The sequence below is a fragment of the Aphanizomenon sp. CS-733/32 genome (genome assembly GCF_028330045.1).
Taxonomy (GTDB): Bacteria; Cyanobacteriota; Cyanobacteriia; order Cyanobacteriales; family Nostocaceae; genus Dolichospermum; species Dolichospermum gracile.
The window spans coordinates 1-6,870 of sequence record NZ_JAQMSE010000165.1; the positions used below are offsets into that span (position 1 = coordinate 1).

Annotated in this window: 6 protein-coding genes; 3 read left to right on the forward strand and 3 right to left on the reverse strand. The window is 42.9% G+C overall.

Going from position 1 to position 6,870, the window contains the following annotated elements:
- The first annotated feature begins 215 nt into the window (after positions 1-215).
- On the forward strand, positions 216-638 hold the full coding sequence (locus PN471_RS13145) for a tetratricopeptide repeat protein (RefSeq protein WP_271777231.1): 423 nt from the start codon (positions 216-218) through the stop codon (positions 636-638).
- Between the two features lie 11 nt (positions 639-649).
- On the opposite strand, the gene PN471_RS13150 is transcribed toward PN471_RS13145, so the two are convergent.
- From PN471_RS13150 to PN471_RS13160, 3 genes are all read right to left on the reverse strand, one after another.
- On the reverse strand, positions 650-1,264 hold the full coding sequence (locus tag PN471_RS13150) for a cytochrome c oxidase subunit 3 (protein WP_271777226.1): 615 nt from the start codon (positions 1,262-1,264) through the stop codon (positions 650-652).
- A gap of 97 nt (positions 1,265-1,361) precedes the next feature.
- The gene (gene ctaD / locus PN471_RS13155) at positions 1,362-3,041 is read right to left on the reverse strand and encodes a cytochrome c oxidase subunit I (protein ID WP_271777227.1); all 1,680 of its coding nucleotides are present in this window, start codon (positions 3,039-3,041) and stop codon (positions 1,362-1,364) included.
- Between the two features lie 194 nt (positions 3,042-3,235).
- Positions 3,236-4,180 (reverse strand): cytochrome c oxidase subunit II, encoded by a 945-nt coding sequence (locus PN471_RS13160; protein ID WP_271777228.1) that lies wholly within the window; start codon positions 4,178-4,180, stop codon positions 3,236-3,238.
- Positions 4,181-4,675: 495 nt separating this feature from the next.
- Here PN471_RS13160 and PN471_RS13165 point away from each other — a divergent pair, with 495 nt between their 5' ends.
- Positions 4,676-5,626 carry a COX15/CtaA family protein gene (locus PN471_RS13165; protein ID WP_271777229.1) on the forward strand — a complete coding sequence of 317 codons (951 nt, stop codon included), beginning with the start codon at positions 4,676-4,678 and terminating at the stop codon, positions 5,624-5,626.
- A 95-nt stretch (positions 5,627-5,721) separates the two neighbouring features.
- Complete coding sequence (locus PN471_RS13170) at positions 5,722-6,672, forward strand: heme o synthase (protein ID WP_271777230.1); 951 nt, start codon at positions 5,722-5,724, stop codon at positions 6,670-6,672.
- Positions 6,673-6,870 lie beyond the last annotated feature (198 nt).

Here is a 6,870-nt window from a genome sequence, read left to right on the forward strand (position 1 = left end):
AGAGGGTGTTTGAAAAGTCTCTCATGGTGTATCAAATTTTTTCAGATCCCCCTAAATCCCCCTTAACAAGGGGGACTTTGACTCTATTTCCCCCCTTAACAAGGGGGGTTAGGGGGGATCTGTAAGTACCTAAAATCACAACCTAAAACTTTTCAAACAACCTCTTAGATTGTAATATTGACTTAACTTCATGGGGTAACGGATATGTCTTAATTATTCTAGGTTTAACTTACAAAAATTTAGCAAAGATTGAAGAATCCTCTAAAATGTATTATAAAGCAATAGAATTTGCTGAAAAAAGTAAATATACTCAGGTTGAAGCTAAGGCTTTAACTGGTTTAGCAGAACTTGAACGAATACAGAATAATTTTGAAGAAGCACTTTCCAAACATTCAGAATCAATAAAAATATTAGATAAAATCGGTACTAAATGTGATTTAGCAGAAGCTTACTTCCAACAAGGTTTAACATATCAGAAAATGGGTAAATTTGAACCCAGTGAGGTCAATTTTGATAAAGCAATAGAATTATTTACAGAAATGGAAGCACCCAGGCAAGTTGAAAAAGTGCAAAGAGAGAAATTAAAAAACCCCCAAAGAGGGGGGACTGTAGGTTATTCGAGTGGAGTGAACAACTAAGTAATAAATACCTAAAGTAAATAGAGTAATCCGAATAAAATAATCCAAATTACGTCTACAAAGTGCCAGTAAATTTCCGCTGCTTCAATCCCGAAGCGGTTTTGATTGCTGTAGTGTCCGGGGGTAAGCGATCGCCATAGAACTGCTAAAATTGCTAAAACGCCGATAGTAACGTGCAAACCATGAAAACCGGTCAAAACATAAAACGTACTAGCGAATAAATTGGTAGTCAGACCAAACTCCAAATGAGTATATTCATAAACCTGACCCGCCAAAAAAATCGCCCCCATAGCTGCGGTAATTGCCAACCAAAGCTGCATTCCCTTCGTATCATTCTTTTTAATAGCCGTATCAGCATTGTGCATCACAAAACTACTAGCTATCAAAATAGAAGTATTCACAGTTGGTAACAACAATTCTAAATGCGGTGTCCCTGTCGGTGGCCAAACAGGAATAGTAGAACGGTAAGTCAGGTATGCACCAAACAAACCCATAAAAATCATGCCCTCAGCCACCAAAAACATAAATAGACCCGTCAAACGATGATCTGGATGTTCCTCGTGATGAGAAACCGCTGTATGGTGACTTAATTCAGTTGTCGCCGTGTCAATAATTTGACCTTGCATAAATTGGTAATTGGTAATGGGTAATTGGTAATGGGTAATTGGTAATGGGTGAAAGGTTTTTTATTTCCTTTTTCCCCTTACCTTTCCCCCTTATCCCTTAAAGTGCTGATTCAGTTTGGGGAGTTAATACAGGTTCAGTTTCAATTCTTTCCTCACTCACCCCATAACCATAATCGTATGGACCAGTAGTCAAAACCGGGAGAGTTTCAAAATTCTCAATACTAGGAGGAGAAGAAGTCATCCATTCCAAAGTCAGTGCTTGCCAAGGATTATTGCCCGCTTTTTCCCCATAGAACCAAGACCAAACCGCATTGATGATAAATGGTAACGTCGAAACCGCCAATATATAAGACCCGTAGGTACAGATTTGATTCAAAGTCGTGAACTTAGGATCATATTCCGCAATGCGGCGGTTCATACCCATTAATCCCAGTTTGTGCATGGGTAAGAAAGTCATATTTAAACCAATCATGGTGAGGGCAAAATGCACCTGACCCCAAAATTCGTTCAGCTTCCGTCCCGTCATTTTTGGGAACCAGTGGTAAATAGCCGCAAAAATACCTAACACACTGCCACCAAACAAAACATAGTGGAGATGTGCCACCACAAAGTAAGTATCGTGAACGTGAATATCAAAAGGAACTGCTGCCAACATGACCCCACTAATGCCACCAATCACAAAAGTGGCTAAAAAGCCGATGGCAAACAACATAGGACTGTTGAGGCGGATTTTGCCACCCCAAATAGTTGCCAACCAACCGAAAATTTTAATCCCAGTGGGGACAGCGATGATCATCGTCGTGATCATGAAAAACATCCGCAACCAACCGGGAACACCACTGGTAAACATATGGTGCGCCCAGACGATTAACCCTAAAAAGCTGATAGCTAGGGATGAAAAAGCGATCGCTTTATAGCCAAAAATCGGTTTCCGGGCATGAATTGGCAGAATTTCCGAAATTGCCCCAAAGAAAGGCAAAATCATAATATAAACCGCCGGATGAGAATAGAACCAGAACATATGTTGGTAAACAACAGGATCTCCCCCACCAGTCGGGTTAAAAAACGTTGTTCCTGCCAGCAAATCAAAACCCAGCAAAATCAAAGCCGCAGCTAACACTGGTGTAGATACCAACACCAAAGCCGAAGTTGCAATCATCGCCCAACAAAACAAGGGCATTTGAAAGATACCCATACTGGGAACACGCATCTTCCAAAGGGTGACGAGAAAATTAATCGCCCCCAAAATCGAAGAAGTTCCTAAAAGCAGGATACTCATAATCCAAATCCCCTCACCCACCTGGCCTGTCACCAAACTCAGAGGTGGGTAAGAAGTCCAACCAGCATCCGGGGCATCACCTACCGCCAAACTAGCAACCAGTAATACACCTGCTGGGGGAACCATCCAAAAAGCTACTGCATTCAGGCGCGGAAATGCCATATCTCTCGCCCCAATCATCAGCGGGATCAAATAGTTCGCAAATCCCGCCCCCGTTGGTACAATCCACAAAAAAATCATGATTGTGGCATGGAGAGTAAACAGACTGTTGTAAATTTCTGGCGTGACAAAATCTACCTCTGGAGTCCGTAATTCTGTCCGCACCAAATCAGCCATTACGCCGCCAATGCAGTAAAAAACAAAGGATGTTACCAGATATTGAATCCCAATCACCTTATGGTCTGTACTAAAACCGAAAAAGTCTCGCCAATGCCTTTCCCCATGTTCTTTAGCATGGTTAGGGACATTAGCAATTTCTTCTAACTGTGCTTGTGTCATATTTTAAAAAAGGAGTCAGGAGTATGGCTAACGCCACGCTATGCCTTCGGCACACTACGTGAACGCTATCAGGAGTTCAGGAGTTCAGGAGTCAGAAAGAATTTTATCCCCCTGCTCCCTGCCCCTGCATGAATGTATAACTTAAAGGTTCAAAATCTCTTTTTGTAACTGCTGCAACTCAAGTAATTCCTAAACTACTTAATTTGATGCAGAATTTCTGAGTGAATGCCCATATCGTGAGTGTAAGGAGAGAGAAATTCATCAGCAGTCATGGACATAGAATTAACAGCCACCGCTTGATTAGGGATATCTTTAGCAGCAATTAGTTGTTCTTGCATCCAACTATCAAAAGCTTCCTGTGTCTCCACAACTACTTGGCTTTTCATCACCCCGTGATATGGACCACACAATTCAGCACAAATTAGGTCATAATCACCCGCTTTTCTGGGTGTAAATCGCAAATGGGTTTGTCTACCAGGAATAGCATCCTGTTTTACCCGAAATTCAGGAATCCAAAACGCGTGGATCACATCATTCGCTGTCATGTTGATTTCCACAGTTTTGCCAATGGGTAAATGCAGTTCACCCGTTGTTACGTCCTTGTCTGGATAGTTAAACAACCAAGCATATTGAAGTCCAGTGACGTTAATGGTTAATTCTGCTGGTTTTTTAACTTCACGAGAACTTGTATCTGACTGTGATACCTGGACAACAGCAGCGCTTGCCGTTCGCGGCATATTCATGGCATCTTCCATCATCGGGGCAGCATGAGCCGAATGGGGATCAAAGCCACCAGTGTTGTTATACACATCAAAACTGTAGAGAGAAATACCAACAACGATAATTGCGGGGATCGCTGTCCACAGTATCTCTAGAGGTACATTACCTTCAATTGCTGGCCCATCTTCATTGTCTCCAGCCCGACGACGATATCTAATAACAGCGTAAATTAAAACACCTTCAACAATCAAAAATATGCCTGTAGAAACAGTCATCATGGTGTTGAATAGACCATCTACCAAAGGGGCTTCGTCGGAGGCCGCTACAGGTAACAGACCGTGATTTTGACCGTACCAGAGACTGGCAAGTGTGAGGACAATGCCAATGAGTAATGTCCAGATTGCATTTGGAATTTTCACGGCTGATTTGGTGATTAATTGACTATTTTATCTCAATACCTTCGATTCGTAGGTTGGGTTAGGCAACAGCGCAACCCAACAAAGCAAAAAATGGTAAAGGCATTTTTATCTGTAAGTTACTTCACTTGTTAAAGTAACTCTACTTACTAAGGTAGTGCAGGGAATGAGATATAGTGTCCGCTGGTCTGAAATCTTTATTAATTTTTTCGATTAAGAACACAATTTTGAGTACAAGGGAGATAAGTTGTCTTGCCCAGGTTAGATGACAATTAGGCAAAAATTTTCAGAAATTTCCATTAATTCCCATTGGTTAATTATTTCCATCTGCAAAACAGCACAAAATCTTACAGCGAAAACTAGCTAAAGTGATCCAAAGTGTAAGGGAAAGCTGATTTCTACATTTTGACCGATAGGTTAGGGTGAGTAGAGGTTGGTACTAAATCAAAATAGAAAATTTTCAACTGTTCTTGCACAAGCAGTCCGAAGGTATTGTTAATGAATGAATTTGTCCTAGAACAACAAAATAAAGCGGCCACAGTAGCACGACAGCCCCAGGAGATAATTCGTCCCTTGGTGTGGAAAATATGCGTAGCCACCTTAATTTTGATGGCTATAGGCAGCGCTACCCGCGTGATGAATGCTGGTCTTGCTTGCCCTGACTGGCCTTTGTGCTATGGGGAGTTAGTTCCAGCCAAGCAAATGAATCTCCAAGTGTTTTTGGAGTGGTTTCATCGCCTTGATGCAGCTTTAATTGGTTGTAGTGCGATCGCCCTTTGTGGTTTATCCTGGTGGCATCGTCAATCTTTACCCAAATGGCTACCTTGGGCATCCACATTTGCCCTGTTTTTAATCGTCTTCCAGGGAATTCTCGGCGGACTGACTGTAACTGAATTATTGCGGTTTGATATCGTTACCGCCCATTTAGGAACAGCGTTACTATTTTTCACCACGTTGTTAATTATCGGCACAAGTTTGAGTCCCTATCAAGGCACGGGAACAGTAGGAAAGTTGCCTTGGGTGGGTTTAACTGCTGCTATTTGCGTCTACTTGCAAAGTTTACTGGGTGCAATAGTAGGTTCGCGTTGGGCTTTACACCAATGTTTGGCAGGGGAACTGCTTGCAGCAGCGCCTCGCTATCAACTTTGTGATGTCATGTACAGCCATATTTTTGGCTTAGTACCGCCAACCATCGCTACTTTAGCAGTTGTTTTCATTTCTTGGCGAACACCCGCACTGCACCCGACTCTGCGAAAACTGGCAAATATGGCTGGTGGTTTGTTGATTTTACAACTCCTCTTGGGTGTGGCTACCTTCCGTCTACATTTACAAGTTGAACCTCTCACTGTTTGTCACCAAGCTATCGGTGCGACTTTACTGGGGACTTTGGTAGTATTTACAGTTTTATCACTACGGGATCGTTTACTTCCTCCGTCACCAACACAGTAACTCAGTTGTACTCCTGACTCCTGACTCCTGACTCCTGACTCCTGCTTACAGCGGTTTGCTGACCAGTTCTTGAAAAATAAGGAAAAAGACCCAACATGATTGAGACTAATGTCTCTCGTCGTCAACACGACACATTTCTCCAAGTCGTTCAAAGTTACTACCAGCTAACCAAACCCCGAATTATTCCCCTGCTATTAATTACTACTGCTGGGAGTATGTGGATAGCCGCCAAAGGTGAGGTAGATCCTTGGTTGTTAATTATTACCATGATTGGTGGAACTTTAGCAGCAGCCAGCGCCCAAACCATTAACTGTATCTATGACCGAGATATAGATTATGACATGGAGCGGACACGCCATCGTCCTATGCCCTCTGGGAAAATCCAACCCCGGGATGCGTTAATTTTTGCGATCGCCCTGGCTGTACTTTCTTTTACCCTCCTCACGGTATGCGCCAATCTTTTAGCCGCATTCTTAGCCTTCTCTGGCATCATCTTTTATGTTTTAGTCTATACTCACTGGCTCAAACGTCATAGCACTCAAAATATCGTCATTGGTGGTGCAGCCGGGGCAATTCCCGCTTTAGTCGGTTGGGCGGCAGTCACAGATACTTTAAGCTGGGCGGCTTGGCTCATCTTTGCCATTGTCTTTTTATGGACACCCCCCCATTTCTGGGCTTTAGCACTCATGATTCGTGATGATTACGCCAAGGTAGGCATCCCCATGTTACCTGTAGTCGTAGGCGATGAAGCCACCGTCAGGCAAATTTGGTTTTATACGGTAATTACTGTCACAGCAACCATCTTGCTGTTTTACCCCTTACACGCCAGTGGCATTGTCTATGCTGTTATTGCCTTGACTTTAGGGGGAGTATTTGTCCATAAATCTTGGCGGTTGTTGCAAAATCCCGAAGATAAAACCATCGCCCGCGAGTTATTTTTGTATTCCATTTCCTACATGATGCTGTTGTGTTTAGCAATGGTGGTAGATAGTTTACCTATTACTCGTCATTTAGTGAGTACAGTGCTTCATCAATTCCACTTGTAATCATGCTCAGGATATAGATCCCAGATCCCCGACTTCTTGGAGAAGTCGGGGATCTATTAATTTAGCTTAACCGACAGAAGCCCCACGTCTCACTCTTAGGAGCGTGGGATGAATGGCGCGTGAGTTGACGACAGTTCCCTGACTAATGTGCGTAGCACGAAGGAAGGGAACATGGAGGAAACGAACACTTTCTTATTC